This window comes from Deltaproteobacteria bacterium, from assembly GCA_019308925.1.
Classification (GTDB): domain Bacteria; phylum Desulfobacterota; class B13-G15; order B13-G15; family RBG-16-54-18; genus JAFDHG01.
On the sequence record JAFDHG010000007.1, the window covers coordinates 23,013 to 38,126 of the forward strand.

15 protein-coding genes and 1 pseudogene are annotated in these 15,114 nt (G+C 51.1%); 6 read left to right on the forward strand and 10 right to left on the reverse strand.

Going from position 1 to position 15,114, the window contains the following annotated elements:
• Position 1 precedes the first annotated feature (1 nt).
• The 10 genes from JRI46_01910 to rpmH all read right to left on the reverse strand — a co-directional run bounded on the left by JRI46_01910 (position 2) and on the right by rpmH (position 9,869).
• Complete coding sequence (locus JRI46_01910; GenBank protein MBW2038342.1) at positions 2-892, reverse strand: hypothetical protein; 891 nt, start codon at positions 890-892, stop codon at positions 2-4.
• Between the two features lie 9 nt (positions 893-901).
• Positions 902-1,558: a cell division ATP-binding protein FtsE gene (gene ftsE / locus JRI46_01915; GenBank protein MBW2038343.1), complete on the reverse strand. Its 657-nt coding sequence runs from the start codon at positions 1,556-1,558 to the stop codon at positions 902-904.
• Between the two features lie 132 nt (positions 1,559-1,690).
• Positions 1,691-2,317 (reverse strand): hypothetical protein, encoded by a 627-nt coding sequence (locus tag JRI46_01920; GenBank protein ID MBW2038344.1) that lies wholly within the window; start codon positions 2,315-2,317, stop codon positions 1,691-1,693.
• A gap of 647 nt (positions 2,318-2,964) precedes the next feature.
• The gene (locus JRI46_01925; protein ID MBW2038345.1) at positions 2,965-4,728 is read right to left on the reverse strand and encodes a formate--tetrahydrofolate ligase; all 1,764 of its coding nucleotides are present in this window, start codon (positions 4,726-4,728) and stop codon (positions 2,965-2,967) included.
• 468 nt (positions 4,729-5,196) lie between these two features.
• The gene (mnmE, locus tag JRI46_01930) at positions 5,197-6,582 is read right to left on the reverse strand and encodes a tRNA uridine-5-carboxymethylaminomethyl(34) synthesis GTPase MnmE (protein ID MBW2038346.1); all 1,386 of its coding nucleotides are present in this window, start codon (positions 6,580-6,582) and stop codon (positions 5,197-5,199) included.
• A gap of 182 nt (positions 6,583-6,764) precedes the next feature.
• The gene (locus tag JRI46_01935) at positions 6,765-7,412 is read right to left on the reverse strand and encodes a Jag N-terminal domain-containing protein (protein MBW2038347.1); all 648 of its coding nucleotides are present in this window, start codon (positions 7,410-7,412) and stop codon (positions 6,765-6,767) included.
• Positions 7,413-7,424: 12 nt separating this feature from the next.
• Positions 7,425-9,089, reverse strand: coding sequence for a membrane protein insertase YidC (yidC, locus tag JRI46_01940; GenBank protein ID MBW2038348.1), 1,665 nt, complete (start codon positions 9,087-9,089; stop codon positions 7,425-7,427).
• Between the two features lie 36 nt (positions 9,090-9,125).
• Positions 9,126-9,377 (reverse strand): membrane protein insertion efficiency factor YidD, encoded by a 252-nt coding sequence (gene yidD / locus JRI46_01945; GenBank protein ID MBW2038349.1) that lies wholly within the window; start codon positions 9,375-9,377, stop codon positions 9,126-9,128.
• Entirely contained in the window at positions 9,346-9,732 is a 387-nt protein-coding gene (gene rnpA / locus JRI46_01950) for a ribonuclease P protein component (protein MBW2038350.1), read from the reverse strand. Before rnpA ends, yidD begins: the two co-directional genes overlap by 32 nt.
• 2 nt (positions 9,733-9,734) lie before the next feature.
• Positions 9,735-9,869 carry a 50S ribosomal protein L34 gene (rpmH, locus tag JRI46_01955; protein MBW2038351.1) on the reverse strand — a complete coding sequence of 45 codons (135 nt, stop codon included), beginning with the start codon at positions 9,867-9,869 and terminating at the stop codon, positions 9,735-9,737.
• A 174-nt stretch (positions 9,870-10,043) separates the two neighbouring features.
• Between rpmH and JRI46_01960 the strand changes: the two genes are divergently transcribed.
• From JRI46_01960 to JRI46_01985, 6 genes and pseudogenes are all read left to right on the forward strand, one after another.
• Positions 10,044-10,445 (forward strand): metalloregulator ArsR/SmtB family transcription factor, encoded by a 402-nt coding sequence (locus JRI46_01960; protein MBW2038352.1) that lies wholly within the window; start codon positions 10,044-10,046, stop codon positions 10,443-10,445.
• 14 nt (positions 10,446-10,459) lie between these two features.
• A pseudogene (locus JRI46_01965) lies at positions 10,460-10,943 on the forward strand (sulfite exporter TauE/SafE family protein).
• Between the two features lie 123 nt (positions 10,944-11,066).
• Positions 11,067-11,282: a hypothetical protein gene (locus JRI46_01970; GenBank protein ID MBW2038353.1), complete on the forward strand. Its 216-nt coding sequence runs from the start codon at positions 11,067-11,069 to the stop codon at positions 11,280-11,282.
• Positions 11,283-11,293: 11 nt separating this feature from the next.
• Positions 11,294-12,793, forward strand: coding sequence for a sodium:solute symporter family protein (locus JRI46_01975; protein ID MBW2038354.1), 1,500 nt, complete (start codon positions 11,294-11,296; stop codon positions 12,791-12,793).
• On the forward strand, positions 12,793-14,187 hold the full coding sequence (locus JRI46_01980; GenBank protein MBW2038355.1) for an AMP-binding protein: 1,395 nt from the start codon (positions 12,793-12,795) through the stop codon (positions 14,185-14,187). The genes JRI46_01975 and JRI46_01980 overlap by 1 nt, the downstream gene beginning before the upstream one ends.
• On the forward strand, positions 14,184-15,071 hold the full coding sequence (locus JRI46_01985) for an AMP-binding protein (protein MBW2038356.1): 888 nt from the start codon (positions 14,184-14,186) through the stop codon (positions 15,069-15,071). The genes JRI46_01980 and JRI46_01985 overlap by 4 nt, the downstream gene beginning before the upstream one ends.
• The last annotated feature ends 43 nt before the right edge of the window (positions 15,072-15,114 follow it).

Here is a 15,114-nt window from a genome sequence, read left to right on the forward strand (position 1 = left end):
CCTAAACCCCCGCCGCTTTCCTCAAGGCGAGGAGCCCTCCCAGCAGACCCGAGGCCATCCCCACCCCCAGGATCCCGACAATCAAGTCAGGGGGGAGAAAACTCAGGCGCAGCTGGCCGAAATAGAGGCTCAAATAGGGAGATACCTTGAGGGAAAAGAGATGGAACAGAAAAAAGAGCAGCAGGAGGGAACCCCCGGCCCCCAAGAGCCCCTGTAGCCCCCCCTCCAGGTAGAAGGGGGATTTGACAAAGGCCTCCGCCACCCCCACCAGCCTCATGATCTCGATCTCCTCCCTTTTATTATAGAGTGTGAGGCGAACGGTGTTAGCTGTGACCGAGACAATGATGATTACCAGAATTCCCCCCAGGATCCATGCCCCCCACCTGAGGATGTAGAGAAAGAGGGAGAGCCTTTCCAACCAAACACCTCCGTATTGGGCCTCTTCTACCTCTTTTATCCTATTTAATTTCGTGGACAAGGACCGTATTCGCTCAGGGGTCCTTAAGGATTCACCCAATTCGACCTCCAAAGAGGCCGGGAAGATCTTCTCCTTCACCCCCTCCAGCACCCCCCCATAGCCAGCGAGATCCCGCTTAAAGGACTCCATGGCCTTCCGTTTAGAGATATACCTCACCTCTCTTATGCCATCTTCCTTTTGCAGGTCTGTCTTGAGCTGAAGAGCCCTTTTTTCGCTTACCCCATCTTTTAGATAGAGAATAATTTGTACCTTCTTCTCCCAGGTCTCCAGAAAGAAGTCGAAATTGAGGAACAGGAGCAGAAAAGATCCAAAGAGAAAAAAGGAGGTAGCGATGGTCCCTATACTCATGAAGTGGGCGGGACCATTCTCCTTCATATCCCCCAAGGCCCTTCGGATGAAATAAGAGGTGCCCATCCTTCCTCCTCACCCCACCAGTCTTCCTCTGTAAAGGGGCAGGGCCCTCTTTTTATACTTGGCTACCAGGTTTGTATCGTGGGTCGCCACCACCACCGTCGTCCCCAAGTAGTTGACCTTCTCCAAAAGGTCTATTATCTCCACCGTGAGCCCAGGATCTAAATTCCCGGTGGGCTCATCCGCCATGAGGATGGAGGGAGTATTGACCAGGGCCCGAGCTATGGCCACCCTCTGTTGTTCCCCCCCGGAGAGCTTAAAGGGGGTTTGCTTCACCACCCTCTCCTCCAGCCCCACCAACCTCAAGACCTGTCTGACCCTCTTCGAGATCTCCTGCTTCTTGTACCCCAGGGTCTCCAAGAGCAGTGAGATGTTTCCATAGACGGTCTTGTGGCTTAACAGCTTGAAGTCTTGAAAGACAAAGCCAATCTCCCTGCGTAAAAGGTGGATCTGGGAGTTTTTGAGCCTGGCCACATTCCTTCCGTTGACCAAGATCTCCCCCCGGTCAGGCCTCTCAGTCCGGATGATCAATTTCAACAGCGTCGTCTTACCCGCCCCACTGGGTCCGGTGATGAAGACGAATTCACCCTTTTCTATCCTGAAGCTAATTTCGGCCAGGGCCTCGATATTCCCCGGGTATGTCTTGTAGACCTGAAAGAATTGGATCATTGAACCGTGCTAATAATTTTAGAAATCTAGTTAACATATTCTGGCAATTATTGCAAGGGACAGAGGCAGGGTGACAAAAAGGGAATCAGAGGTGCGCGAGGCCGTCGTAGAGGCGATTGGTGATGACCAAGATTACCCCTTTTCGAGGTCAACCAACGTCCTTTCTATGGCCTCGGCGAGTAGCTTGTTGATCATCCTCTCGGCGGTTTTCAGGCGAAATGTCACCGTCTTATAAGAAGAGGAGAGCTCTATTGTCTGGTTATATCTGACTTTCTTCTCCTTTACATCGGCAACCACCACCCTGAGTTTGAGTTTGCATTCATAGAAGGTCCTCACATAGCTCTTCACCTCGACAGAGAGCTCCTCTAGTGAGCCACCGATAACCCAGCCCCCCCACTCAGGGCTTATGGTCTGAGAATCCAGACCCCAGCCGGGGGTCTCCCCTCGAACTGTATACCCCTTTTTGAAGAGATATGTCTTAAAGGCCTTGGTGACGTTGGCTGAGGGGGCCTCTCGTGACGAGACAAAAGGAGTTTCTTTACCCTCAGAGTCCACCCTCGTGCCGATGGTCCTCAAATCGGCCACCCCCCTGTTATCCCCAAAGGTGGTTACGGTGATCACCTTCCCCCTGAGCTCTGTGCTTACTTGGGGAGGCTCCTTTTCGGGGACATAGCGGAGGTGGATGGGGTATGTGGACACCGTGGCACAGGCGAGCAATAGAGCCGCCACCCCCATGGTTATAAGACCCATCTTTTTCATGATAATATCTCGCTAAATTGCAAGGGGCTAGAAGCTAGTATAGGGCCTTTAAGGGGGGTTGTAAAGGGGTTTAAAACTAATAATATATGTTACGGTCTTATTTTGCCTCTTAATCCTATGATAGGCAGGATATCTACTTTGTCCAATGTCAACAGGCTGACCTCAGATATGAAATGGATTATACGCCATCTTACAAAAAGAACAAAAAGACCAAAAATCCATAGAACATACCCATCATCCCTAAGATTATGCCCCTGTACACGTTCATCTCGGCAACCTCCTTGAATAATTTTTGATTACCTCTATGTGCTCGGTTATATCCATGACAACTTTGGTGCAAAATTTGTGCTAAGATATGGTTTTGGTAAGTCCTTGATAGCACTGGTTTTCTGCGGTGAGGTGAGGTTGACCTTGGAGTCTATGTGACAATTTTTGTCAGTTATTTTAGTCTAATTTGGCCCCTTTCCCAAAGTCGGCTACCCTCCAATGACGTAACTTCTTGGAATTACTGTCGCTGGAGATCGGGCGTGACTTTGCAGTTGAAAATTTCCCTTTCTTTTTTTATAATTTTACTATATTAACCACGCTCCGACAAAAAAAGGCCAGGCATTTGCCTGGCCTTATGAACGGATGTTTTTTCGCCTCTCTTAGAAAAGCCCTTGAACTAAGCCGGTCTCTACATCCACATCAACCTTGCGGAAGGCAGGACTAGAGGAAGTACCTGGCATCAGGCTGATGGTCCCGGCGCACGGGCAGAGGAACTTGGCCCCGGAATAGATCAACACGTCGCGGATAGGCAGGGTCCATCCTTTGGGGGTGCCCTTAATAGCTGGATCGTGTGTCAGGCTCAGGTGGGTCTTCACCATCATAGTGGCGTAGTCATCATATTTGGAATCGCTCTCAAGCATCTTGGCCTTGGCCTCGGCATCAGGGGTCCACGACACCCCGTCAGCTCCATAGACCACCTTGGCGATCTTATCGACCCGCTCCCGCAGCTTCATTTCCACGGGATAGAGGAACTTAAAATCGTTCGTATCTTCGCAGGCTTCCATCACTGCATCGGCCAACTCCAAGGCGCCATCGCCGCCCTTGAGCCAGTGTTCGCTGACCGCGCAGCGTGCCCCGGCCCCCTCGGCTGCCTTTCGGACCATGGCGATCTCTTCCTTGGTGTCGGTATGGAAGGCATTGATGCACACCACCGGGTTGATGCCTGATGTCTTGATGATCTTGATGTGGTGCAGCATGTTAGAAATGCCCTTTTCCAATAGCCCCAGATCCTCCTTGGCGTAGGAATCAGGTATGGGCAGACCAGCCACCACCTTGGGGCCACCGCCATGCATCTTCAAGGCCCTGATGGTGGTGGTGAGGACCGACACATGCGGCGTGAGACCGCTGTAGCGACACTTGACGTTCCAGAACTTCTCAAAGCCGATATCTGCGCCAAAGCCGCTCTCAGTAACATGGTAGTCAAACAGCTTCAGACCAACACGGTCGGCGATGATGGAGGACTGACCCACAGCGATGTTGGCAAAGGGGCCAGCGTGCACCATGCAAGGCTGATACTCCACGGTGCAGCCCAGGGTGGGGTTGATGGTGTTGCGCATCCAGGCGGTCATGGCACCTCCCACCTCGAGGTCGCCGGTGGTGACGATATTGCCCTTCTTGTCAAAGGCTACGGTAATGTTATCCATCCTCTCGCGCAGGTCTGCCAGGTCCCTGACAATGGAGAGCATGGCCATGAGTTCAGAGCTCACGGTGATACCGAACTTGGACTGCATGGCAAAGCCGTCCATGCGACCACCGAGGCCTATGACGATGTTCCTGAGGCTCTGGGCACAGAAGTCCATGACCCAGCCCATCTCCACCCTGGTGGGGTCAATGTCCAGGCGGCGCATCCCGCTGCGCTTGATCAATTCCTCGTCATCGTAATTGCGCTCATGTTGCATCCTGGCGGTCAGTGCTACCATGGCCAGGTTGTGGGCATTGGTGATGTCGTTGATGTCTCCAGTGAGGCCCATGGAAAATTCTGTCATAGGAATCCAGAGGGCGTTCCCCCCACCAGCAGCTGTCCCCTTGATGTTCATGGTAGGACCGCCAGAGGGCTGACGAATGGCCCCTCCGACATTCTTGCCACGCTTGCCCATACCCTCCAGGATACCCATCGTGGTCGTTGTTTTACCCTCACCCAATGGCGTGGGGGTTATGGCGGTTACCTCAATGTACTTGCCGTCCGGTTTGTCCTTGAGCCGTTCGATGATCTTCAGAAAATCGAGCCTACAGAGTCTCGCGTAAGGTATGATTTCATCCCTTTGCAGGTTCAGCCTTTCGCGCCACTCCTCTGGGGTTGGCATCTTCTTCTCTGCATCCTCTGCAATTTGCCAATCGGCAAGTTTTGTGGGATCGTACGCCATTTTTTAACCTCCTTTTAAAATTTTTTTGATTTGTTCAAAGGCCCCTTTTCCGATTAATTTTGTTGCCTTTAGTCATTAAATGCAATTTATTATATTAACCTCTCCGATTTGTCAAGAGAGATTTTATGCCCATGGTGGGGTATTACGCCTTATGCAAGATTTTGGAGATAGAGAGTGTTTAAAAATATGGATCTTCTTCAATTTAGTTGGTGGAATTGAAAGGATGCAAGGGGTCAACCTTCAAGCAGGGTTCAAGGATTCCAGGATCCTAGGGTTCTAGTGTATTTCACTCGACCACTGGACCCCTGGAACCCTGTATCTATTGGCCCCTAGCCCCCTGGAACCCTATGAGATGAATCCTTGGACCCTTTTTAGCAACTTTTTTGGAGAAAAATCAAAAACATTTACTTTCAAAAAACCTCATTATGGCTAGTATCCTTGGTGTTTCTCTCTATATCTTTTTTAGCCCTACTTCCCGACGCAGAATCGGGAAAAGATCGCCCCTAAGACCTCCTCAGGGGTCGTCTCCCCCACAATCTCTCCCAGGATGCCGAGGACCCTTTTGATTTCGATGGCGGTAATGTCCCATGGTATCCCTTGCCCCTCCAGGACCTCCTTAAGGGCCTCCTTTGCCCTCTCTAAGACCCTCTTGTGGCGCAAGTTCACGGGGACCAGCTCCCCTGCCCCCCTCCTCACCCTCCCCTTCACGATGGCATCTACCATCCCCCTCCTTAACCTCTCGATCCCATCCCCCCTCAGGGCGGATATGGGATAAATATCCTTTATCTCCGCTTCCTTTCTTACCTCCTCCTCAGAAAGACGATGGGGAAGATCTATCTTATTGAGAACAACAACGGCCTTTCTCCCCTTCGCTTCCCTGAAGATCCCTCGGTCCTCCTCGTCCAGGGGACGGCTCCTGTCCACCACAAGGAGGATTAGATGAGCCTCGGACAGTTTCTCCTTGGCGAGCTTCACCCCCTCCTGCTCCACCTCATCCCTTGGCTCCCTTAATCCGGCCATATCCATAAGCCTGATAAGGACCCCCGATAGGTTTATGACCTCTTCGATGACATCGGTGGTGGTCCCGGGGATTGTAGTGACGATGGCTCGCCTCCTCTCTAGCAACTGGTTCAGAAGGGTTGACTTTCCCACATTGGTCTTCCCCACTATGGCCACCTTCACCCCATCCCGGTAGATCTCCCCTTCCTCATAGGCCCCTATCAACCCATCTAACTTGGCCAAGATGCGATGAAGCCCCTCCGTTACTTCCTCTATAGAGGGGGGGTCTATATCCTCCTCAGGAAAATCTATATACGCCTCGATGGGGACGAGGACCCCCACAAGCTCCTCCCTCAGCCCCTTTACCTCTTGGGAGAGCCTCCCCCGAAGTTGTTCTCTGGCCAGCCGCAGCCCCTCCTCGGTCTTGGCCTGGATGATGTCCAGGACGGCTTCGGCCTGCGCAAGGTCTATCCTCTCCGCAAGAAAGGCCCTCTTGGTGAACTCCCCTGGAAGGGCCTCCCTGGCCCCCTCTCGCAAAACCACCTCCAGGACCCGTTGTATGACCAAAAACCCCCCATGGCAGTTGATCTCCACCACATCTTGCCTAGTATATGTCTTTGGGAGGGCCATAAAGGTAAGGAGGACCTCATCGATGGTCCTCCCTTCTTTGGGATCTACGATCTCCCCGTAGCGAATTTGGTGGGATTTGAGGACTGACGAACCTCTCCGCGGCTGGAAGATCCTCTCCGCGATCCTCTTCGCATCCGGACCGCTTATCCGCACAATGCCGATACCGCTCTCTCCATAAGGAGTGGCTATAGCGGCAATGGTGTCATTCTCATCTCCCTGAAACATTCTCCAAAAGGACTTTTAAAATTGCTTCTTCTTGAAGGTTAACCACTTGAATACGTTCAATTCCACCAACTAAATGGGATAAGATCCTTAAGATTATATAGCTTTCGGAGCCTTCAAAGGGTCTTGACCTCTGAGGTATGCGGGCAAACCCCTAATTCAGGTCAGTGTTTCACGTGGAACATTCACTTAGCGCCCCTTGGCCGGGGGATTATCTTTATACTTTTCATCTCCCCCTCCCCCTCACTTCTGGTCTCTACCTCGCTGTAATCTTTCAAGGCAAGATGCACTACCCTCCTGTCTCTTGGGTTCATGGGCTGCAAACTGACCGCCCTCCCCGCGCTTTTGACCTTCTCCCCCATGCGCAGCGCCAATCGTTCTAGGGCTTCATTTCTTCTCTCGCGGTACTGTTCTGTATCTACAACTACTATCTTCCTCTCCCCTAGGCCTTTAGCCACGATCCTCTCCACCATATATTGGATGGCATCCAAGGTCTTGCCATGCCGCCCGATCAACAGGCCACTTCCGTCTCCCTTGATGTTTAAATAGATCCTCCCCCCTTCCACTCTTCCCTCTACCTGGGCAGGTACGTTGATGCCCGCAATGATCCTTTCCAAGACCATCTTCGCATAGTTGAGGTCCTCATCCTCTGCCTCCTGGGGCCCTTTTGGTCTCGCCCTCACCTTCACCTTTTTATTCCCTATTAAACCGAATATCCCACGGGACTTCTCCTCGATGACCTCAAACTCCAGTTCTTCCCTCTTTTTTCCTAGTTCCTTGCATATCTCCTCGATGGCCTCCTCGGCGTTCCTGGCCTCTTTTTCTATCAACATCTTGCCGCCTCCTTACTTCTTCCTGTTTATGTAAAATTGGTGTCCGATAGTAAGGACATTGGTCACCAGCCAATACAAGACCAGCCCAGAGGGAAAGTTTAGAAAGATAAAGGTAAAGAAGATGGGCATGAGGGACATCATCTTAGACTGGGCAGGGTCTGCGGTGGGTGCAGTAGTCATCTTTTGTTGTAAGTACATTGTTCCCCCCATGAGCAATGGTGCAATATAGGTAGGGTCTTTATCTGCCAGGTCTCTTATCCACCAGATAAAGGGGGAATGCCTGAGCTCTATAGAGTTCAGAAATGCCCGATAGAGGGCAAAAAATACCGGCAATTGCAGGAGCATGGGGAAGCACCCGCTGAAGGGATTCACCTTGCGCCTTTTATACATTTCCATAATTTCCTTATTTAAACGCTGTTTATCGTTTTTATATTTCTGTTGTAATTTCTTTATCTCTGGCTGCAACTTCTGCATCTCTTTCATCGACTCCTGGCTTTTGTGGGTAAGGGGGGTGAAGAGAATCTTAAGAAACAAGGCCAGAATGATGATATCCAGACCATAGTTGCCCGTAAATTTGTTGGTGAAGCTGAGGATCTTCAGGATAGGAACTGCTATAATGCTAAACCAACCATAATCAACGGCCTTCTTCGCCGTAGGAGCTATCTGCGAGAGAAGGTGAGAAAGCTTTGGCCCCAGAAAGAGGGTGTAGGATACCATCCCCTTCTCCCCTGGCCTGATATCCATGGGGGTGAGGAGGACATTGTGGATGACATCTTCAGGGACACGGCTTAATATCAGTCTTGTCCCCTTAATCGACGGATAGATCAGGGAGATGAAATAGTCTTCGTTATAGGCAAACCACTCCATCTCCTTGACGGCCTTTCCCTCTCCTTTTATCTTCTTCGGCTTGATCTTTTCCAAGCCACCATCAGTATAATAGATAGGGCCAAAGAACCCATAATATCCCTTCTTTTTTTCAACCTTACCTATCCATTCCAGCTCCAGCGTGTCTTTGACTAAACCCGGGTTGACAGAGTTGGAGACCACTACTTCCATATCCAACCTGTAGCTACCGGCGTAAAATTTAAACCTCTTTTCGATCTGCTCCCCCGCAGGGGACCTCCAGTGCAAGGTGAGTACCCCTTCCTCTCCTTCGTGTCTCAATTTTATTCCTTTTGAGGAGGAAACAAAGGGTATCCCCTCGTCGTATCCAATCCCCCCCCTTCTAAACCTGATCCCCAGAGGTAACTCATCCAGGGCCGTGGTGTTCACGATATCTACCGGTTTAGCAGGGGTTTTCTCCACCTTTTTTCGTCCAAGGACCCCCCTCACCAAGTTCTGCACGTACCTTCCCAGGGGGTGCATAGGGACCCGGTCCTTATATCCCTTCAGCTTCCAGCTCTTCAGCCGCCCCCCATAGGTAGTGAAGGTAGCTGTATACAGGGGAGTATCCACCACTACATCTTGACAGGAGACCTTCTTTAAGGGCAGCCTGGGCCTTGTGACAGCCTTGGCCACCTCTTCCTTAGGCTCGAACCTTCGCTCCTCCACTTGTTGCTCAACCTTGGCCCCCTCCTTACTGGGAACCTTTTTCTTCGTCTTCTGGTCAACCAATCCTTGATAGAGGAACAACACCAATATGGCAAGGATCATAGCAATGATCAACCGCTGGTTCATTATGCCAACCTCCTAGAATATCATCGACACCAAGGGCTATTTTACGGGATCATAACCGCCAGGGTGTAAGGGGTGACATTTGAGAATCCTCTTGGCGGAAAGAAGGATGCCACGCCACAATCCATAAACCCTGATAGCCTCAATGGCATAACTGGAACAAGATGGATAGAAACGGCAAGAGGGGCCAAGTAGGGGGGATATGAAAATCTTATATGCCTTGATGATCCCTATGGCCAAATCCCTCCAGATATGCCTCCTAAAGGAAACCTTCTCCACTCCTTCGGCCATCCTCCTTTCGCAGCTCCAAAAGGGAGCGTAATTCCTCCACCACCTGGTCATACTTTAAATCCTGAGCCCCCTTTTTCCCCACGATTACATAGTCAGTGGAAGGGGGTAACATATCCTTATTCCTCCGGAAGAATTCCCTTATCAACCTCTTCACCCTGTTTCTCTCCACGGCCGTGCCCATCTTTTTGCTTGCCACTGCCCCAACTCTGGAAAATCCCCAATCGTTTCCCCTCGCGATGATCAGAAAATTTTTTGTATTCCTCCTGTTGCCCTCTTTAGCAATACGTTGGAAATCTCTTTTCTTTCTCAATCTTTCTTCTTTGCGCAGACCCTCGCCTTTGCCTTGTTGGGGCATTTTTATACTGTCAACCTCTTCCTCCCCTTAGCCCTTCTGCGTTTCAATATCCTTCTTCCCCCTTTTGTGCTCATCCTCTGCAAAAATCCGTGTGTCCTCTTTCTGCTGATATTACTGGGTTGATAAGTCCTTTTCATTTAACCCGCTCCCTTCACCGATTATAAAAATAGATCTCTGAATTATAATATTTAATCATAGCATATACTTTCTTGTCAAGCATTGCCTGCAGTCCCATTCAGGCGATTTTCGATAATGCCGAGAAGGTAAGCTTAGGTCATTAAAAATAAATTTATATATTGACAAATGTGGATATGCTAATTAATATAATTTCCATGCATCAACTACAGGAGATATTCAAGGCCCTCTCCGATGAGACGAGGTTCAGGATCTTGAAGCTCCTCGGCGAAAGGGAGGTCTGTGTCTGCGAGATGATGCAAGTCCTGGAGATGCCCCAGTCCACTATCTCCCGACACATGAACATCCTCAAGCGGGCAGGACTTGTAATGGGGAGGAGAGAGGGGAAATGGGTGCATTATAGCCTTCAGCCTGCTGCCTTTAACCCTTATGCTGGATCTGTACTCGAGCTGATAAAGGGGCTCTTGGAGGACAATGATACGGTAAGAAAAGACAAAGAAGCATTGAAAAAGGCAGTAAGGGTGTGCTCGGTTCCCCGAATTTCCTCACCGTCCCAAAACTCTTCAGGCCTTAGATAAGGAGGTAAGGAAAGATGGGGTTTAACCATGTATTGGCCTTGCTGGTAACCGGCTTAGGCGTAGGTTTTGCCAGTGGCCTTCTGGGAATCGGCGGTTGTTTCATCATGATACCGGTCCAGTACTGGATCTATGTATCCATGGGTGTAGAGCCGGGTACCGCCATCAAGGTGGCCTTTGGTACCAACCTCTTTGTGGTGCTGCCCACGGCAATGAGCGGCTCCATGGGCCATCATAGAAAGGGGGCGGTGTGGTGGAAGGCGGCCTTTGTGCTGGGCATCTGCGGACTCATCGGCGCCATCATCGGCGCCACCATACCAGCATCGGTGGTTTAATCGGTTACATTACAAACGGTTGGGGGGTGCCGGGTATCCCCTCACCCAATCCAGGACGGCCCATTTGCTTCCCGCCAAGCAACTCAAACTCATCTTCATCATCGTCATGTTCTACATGGGGCTGAAGATGATCGGGGTCTTCCAGTGGCTCCACTTGCCGATATAACGGAATTATGAAGGGCCTTCAAGAAATTACCCGAGGGAGCAAATTTCATGATTTCCCACCCAACTCCTCCTTGACAAAAATATATAACCACTGTTTAATAAGGGCTCAAAAAGGGAATGGAATATGAGGGAGATATTCAAACATAACTCAGGCCGGATCTTTCTCACTATCCTGTTGCTATCAATAATAGCTATGCTCTGGGTCCCCAGGTATTTCTTTGAGCCCCATATCTTCTTCGGCTGGTTGCCCCCACCCTTTCTCGCTGGTATTATCTTCGTCCTCGTTTGGCTCGTTGCCTATCTCATCTATTTCTTTAGATACTGGCCCTTCAGAGATTAAAAGGAGGCGCCATGTCCATAGTTATCTTGGGTCTGTTCGGGATCGCGGTCCTCTGGATGGCTGTCTACGGCTACAGGATCTCCGCCAAGACCGCGGAAGACTACATGCTGGCCGGCAGGGGGATCGGGATCATAGTGATGTTCTTCCTCACCCTCTTTGGCATATCAAGCGCCTGGACCTTCTACGGATATCCCGGATTTTTATATCGCCATGGCCCCTCCTTTGTCTACTTTGTGTGGGGGTGTGTGGTGGGGTTTGTATCGCTCTATATGTTTTTGGGGCCCAGGTTGTGGGCGGTGGCCAAGCTCAACCACTTCCTCTCCCCTGTAGAGATCCTTTCCAAAAGATATGAATCAAATACCCTGCGCTTCGTCCTGGCCCTTGTCCTGCTCGCCTCCATCATCCCCTATATCGGTCTGGAGTCCTTGGGTGTGGGATTGGGGTTTAAGGCCTTTGCAGGATTTCATCCGGCAATAGGGATCATCTATACGACAATCCTCTTGATCTTCATCATCCTCTTGGGGGGGATGAGGATGACCGCCTGGACCAATATCCTTCTCGGCATCATCTATACTACTACCTTTTTGGGTTCCCTCTTATGGATAATACATATAGTTTTCCCCCACGGCCTTCCTCAAGCCGTCCAGATCCTCGCCGCCAAGGGGCCAAAACTCCTCTACGCCCCAGGACCAAAGGTGGTGGGTGAACCCCTCTTTACCCATCCGGTTATCGTGGGCGTATTCATCACTGGATTTATGGCCTTTTCCTGGCCCCATATCGTAATGGGAGCCTTAACCGTGAGGGACAAGTCCATTTTTAAATGGCTTCCCCTATTGGGTATAGCGGCTGGAGGGATAGGCTTTTACACCATCCCCTTCCTTTGGGGTTCTCTCGTGGCCCCTGCCATAAGCCACATGGATGGGACCCTGGTCCCTGTGGCTAGTGGCAAGGCGGCGGACAATATTGTTCAGGTGATCATCACCAAATATCTCCCCGGCTGGTTCTCAGCCTTTGCCCTCATGGGGGTCGTCGCTGCTGCCCTCTCTACCGCCGCTATACAGCTAATGACATCGGCTATCCTGGTCTCCAGGGATCTGATCCACGGATTCTTTAAGCCCGATGCCACTGATAAACAACTCATCACCTGGACAAAGTTCGCGGTCATAGGTCTGATCATCTTATCCTTGGGGATAGCCGTCTGGAACCCCATGGCCCTGGCCCTCTATCTCACGCACGTGGCCGTGCCCGGGTTTGCCCAGTGGGCACCGTGCCTTGCGGGTGGGATCCTCTGGAAAAGGGGTACAAAACAGGGGGCTATCGCAGGGGTCCTTGCAGGAACGGCCCTTTTGATTGTAGGGTTTATCTGCCATTTCACGGATGCCATAATCCTCTCCTTTATTATCAACACCCTCATCTACATAGTAGTCAGCCTCTTGACCCCTAAACCCTCGGACCAAGTCGAGAGGATATTCTTCGATGAGGTGGAGGAATTCTTAAAGGAAAAGGCCTGATGGAATGGAGGCTGATCAATAATAGCGAGGGAGAGGTAGCAGACCTGCTGGCCCTGCCAGCGGCCGTGGCTGAGGCCAGAATAGCGGGGCGCTATATCCTCACCTCAAAACCCATACCGGAGACGATAATCATTCAACGGGTTAAGAAAAAAGGAATTTTAGCTGGTGCGGAGGTGGTGGTAGACAGGGAGGAAGCAGAAAGCGAGGAAATAGAGATCGCCGTGCAGCCCAGAGGAGGGCGTGGGGGTATGCGCCCGGCAGAGACGATCTCTCTTCAGGAGCTGATGCTTAAGGCAAAGGACAAGTTCACCCCAGTGGATAACCCACCTGATGAGACCGCAGCCCTCATCTATACCTCTGGCACTACGGGAAATCCCAAGGGGGTAATGCTCACCCACGGCAACTTCCTGGCCGAGTGCGAGGCGACCTCAGAGATCATAACCACCACTGAGGGGGATAGATTCGCCACCTTGGTCCCCTTTTTCCATATCTATGGTCTGGCCATAGGTCTGGTGGTCTCCCTCTTTCGAGGGTGCGGCTCGGTCTTATTCCCCCAATACTCCCCACGCCAGTTCCTGAAGCGGATGGGTAAGGAAAAGGTCTCCATCCTCATCGCCATCCCCACTCAATACCATCACCTCTTGCTTGCCGCCAAGAAGAGGTCCTTCGCCCAGCCCTCTCTAAAATACTGCATATCTGGGGCTGCTCCCTTGCCCGTAAATGTTATCCAGGCCTTCAAGGAGGCCTTCGGGGTCGATATCACCGAGGGGTATGGTCTTACCGAGACCACGGCCGCCGTGGCAGTAAACCCTCGGGAAAAGACAAAACCAGGATCTGTGGGTATATCAGTTAAGGGCGTGCAGATAAAGATAGGGGATGACCAGGGGAATGCGTTGTCTCCTCACAAGGCAGGGGAGGTCCTCGTAAAGGGCAAGGTGGTGATGAATGGGTATTATAACCTCCCGGAGGAGACCCAAGAGGTCTTGAGAGATGGGTGGTTGTGCACAGGCGATATAGGATATCAAGACGAGGAGGGATACCTCTATATCACCGAGAGAAAGAAGGATATCATCATAAAAGCAGGATTCAACATCTCCCCGGCGGAGATAGAGGAGCTCTTGTGCTCCCATCCTAAGGTGAAGGAGGCAGCCGTAGTGGGCCAGAAGGAAAAGGAGGGGAGGGAGGAGGCCATAAAGGGCTTTATAGTCCCTGTTGAGGGGGAGGAGATAACCCCTGCGGAGATCATCGGATACTGCAGGATGAAACTGGCCCCCTATAAGGTGCCTGATGAGATAGAGTTTACGGAAGGCCTGCCTAAGAGTGCCACCGGCAAGGTAGTGAGAAGGGAGCTGCGGCAGGGATATAAAGACATGAGGGTCATAGAGAGGGGATGAATTTAGGAAGACTTCTAGAGGAAAGGGCCAAGGAGTATCCCAAAAAGGCCGCCCTCCTCTATGAGGGAAAGGCCATAAGCTTTGAGGAGCTCAACAAGAACGTAAATCGGCTTGCAAATGGCCTGAAGGGTCTCGGTATAGAGGGAGGGGACAGGGTGGCCCTCATGCTCCCCAATACACCGGAGTTTGTCTATTCTTTCTTTGCATGCCAGAAGCTGGGCGCAATAGCGGTCCCCTTTAATACAATGCACAAAGGTGGTGAGATACTTTACATTCTTAAAGATTGCGCGGCCAAGGCTATCATCACCCTTAACAGCGCAGTCCCCCTTATCAATGAGATCCGACCAGAACTTCCCCATTTGCAATACATCATCACTACCGGGGAGCGCAACCTGACCTTTGCCGATCCTGAATCCACGCTCTTCCTCCAGGGGGTGTTATCCAAGGGTATCTTCAAGGACCTAGATGATGCCTATAGGAAGATAGGGGATGCCTTAGTACAGGGGTTGTGGGAGTTGGGATTGAAAGAGATATGGTATAAGCACAGGGGAAGCCTGCGGATAGGGGGAAGGAAGCTGGCGGGTTTTTATTTCTCCGAAATCGAAGGCTTATATATCTTAAATATCATCTGTTTCCTTGCCCCTTTTGACCCCTCGGACTTCTTTTCCGTCATCTGGGTTCCACCAGAGGTAAAGGACAAGGTCTTAGAGCCCTTGACCTCGATCCAGGAGGAGTTGGGGAGGCGGCCCACCGACGAGGAATTTCGAGAGGCAATCTTGGGCGCCCTGGAGAAGGGGTTTGGAATTAAATTAAAAGAGGGTACCTTCACAAGGGATGAACGATTTGGTTACGAAAAACATAAGGCTGTGGCCAAGAAAAAATAAACCCCTCTCCTATCATGGACTTGGCCAAACACCCCAGGCCGAC

What these genes read in the sequence shown, in the direction of transcription:
- rpmH (MBW2038351.1), bottom strand. Translation starts at nt 9,869, where the DNA reads ATGAAAAGGACTTATCAACCCAGTAATATCAGCAGAAAGAGGACACAC.
- JRI46_01980 (MBW2038355.1), top strand. Translation starts at nt 12,793, where the DNA reads ATGGAATGGAGGCTGATCAATAATAGCGAGGGAGAGGTAGCAGACCTG.
- JRI46_01975 (MBW2038354.1), top strand. Translation starts at nt 11,294, where the DNA reads ATGTCCATAGTTATCTTGGGTCTGTTCGGGATCGCGGTCCTCTGGATG.
- yidC (MBW2038348.1), bottom strand. Translation starts at nt 9,089, where the DNA reads ATGAACCAGCGGTTGATCATTGCTATGATCCTTGCCATATTGGTGTTG.
- rnpA (MBW2038350.1), bottom strand. Translation starts at nt 9,732, where the DNA reads ATGCCCCAACAAGGCAAAGGCGAGGGTCTGCGCAAAGAAGAAAGATTG.
- JRI46_01985 (MBW2038356.1), top strand. Translation starts at nt 14,184, where the DNA reads ATGAATTTAGGAAGACTTCTAGAGGAAAGGGCCAAGGAGTATCCCAAA.
- JRI46_01925 (MBW2038345.1), bottom strand. Translation starts at nt 4,728, where the DNA reads ATGGCGTACGATCCCACAAAACTTGCCGATTGGCAAATTGCAGAGGAT.
- JRI46_01920 (MBW2038344.1), bottom strand. Translation starts at nt 2,317, where the DNA reads ATGAAAAAGATGGGTCTTATAACCATGGGGGTGGCGGCTCTATTGCTC.
- JRI46_01960 (MBW2038352.1), top strand. Translation starts at nt 10,044, where the DNA reads ATGCTAATTAATATAATTTCCATGCATCAACTACAGGAGATATTCAAG.
- JRI46_01910 (MBW2038342.1), bottom strand. Translation starts at nt 892, where the DNA reads ATGGGCACCTCTTATTTCATCCGAAGGGCCTTGGGGGATATGAAGGAG.
- yidD (MBW2038349.1), bottom strand. Translation starts at nt 9,377, where the DNA reads ATGGCCGAAGGAGTGGAGAAGGTTTCCTTTAGGAGGCATATCTGGAGG.
- JRI46_01970 (MBW2038353.1), top strand. Translation starts at nt 11,067, where the DNA reads ATGAGGGAGATATTCAAACATAACTCAGGCCGGATCTTTCTCACTATC.
- JRI46_01935 (MBW2038347.1), bottom strand. Translation starts at nt 7,412, where the DNA reads ATGTTGATAGAAAAAGAGGCCAGGAACGCCGAGGAGGCCATCGAGGAG.
- mnmE (MBW2038346.1), bottom strand. Translation starts at nt 6,582, where the DNA reads ATGTTTCAGGGAGATGAGAATGACACCATTGCCGCTATAGCCACTCCT.
- ftsE (MBW2038343.1), bottom strand. Translation starts at nt 1,558, where the DNA reads ATGATCCAATTCTTTCAGGTCTACAAGACATACCCGGGGAATATCGAG.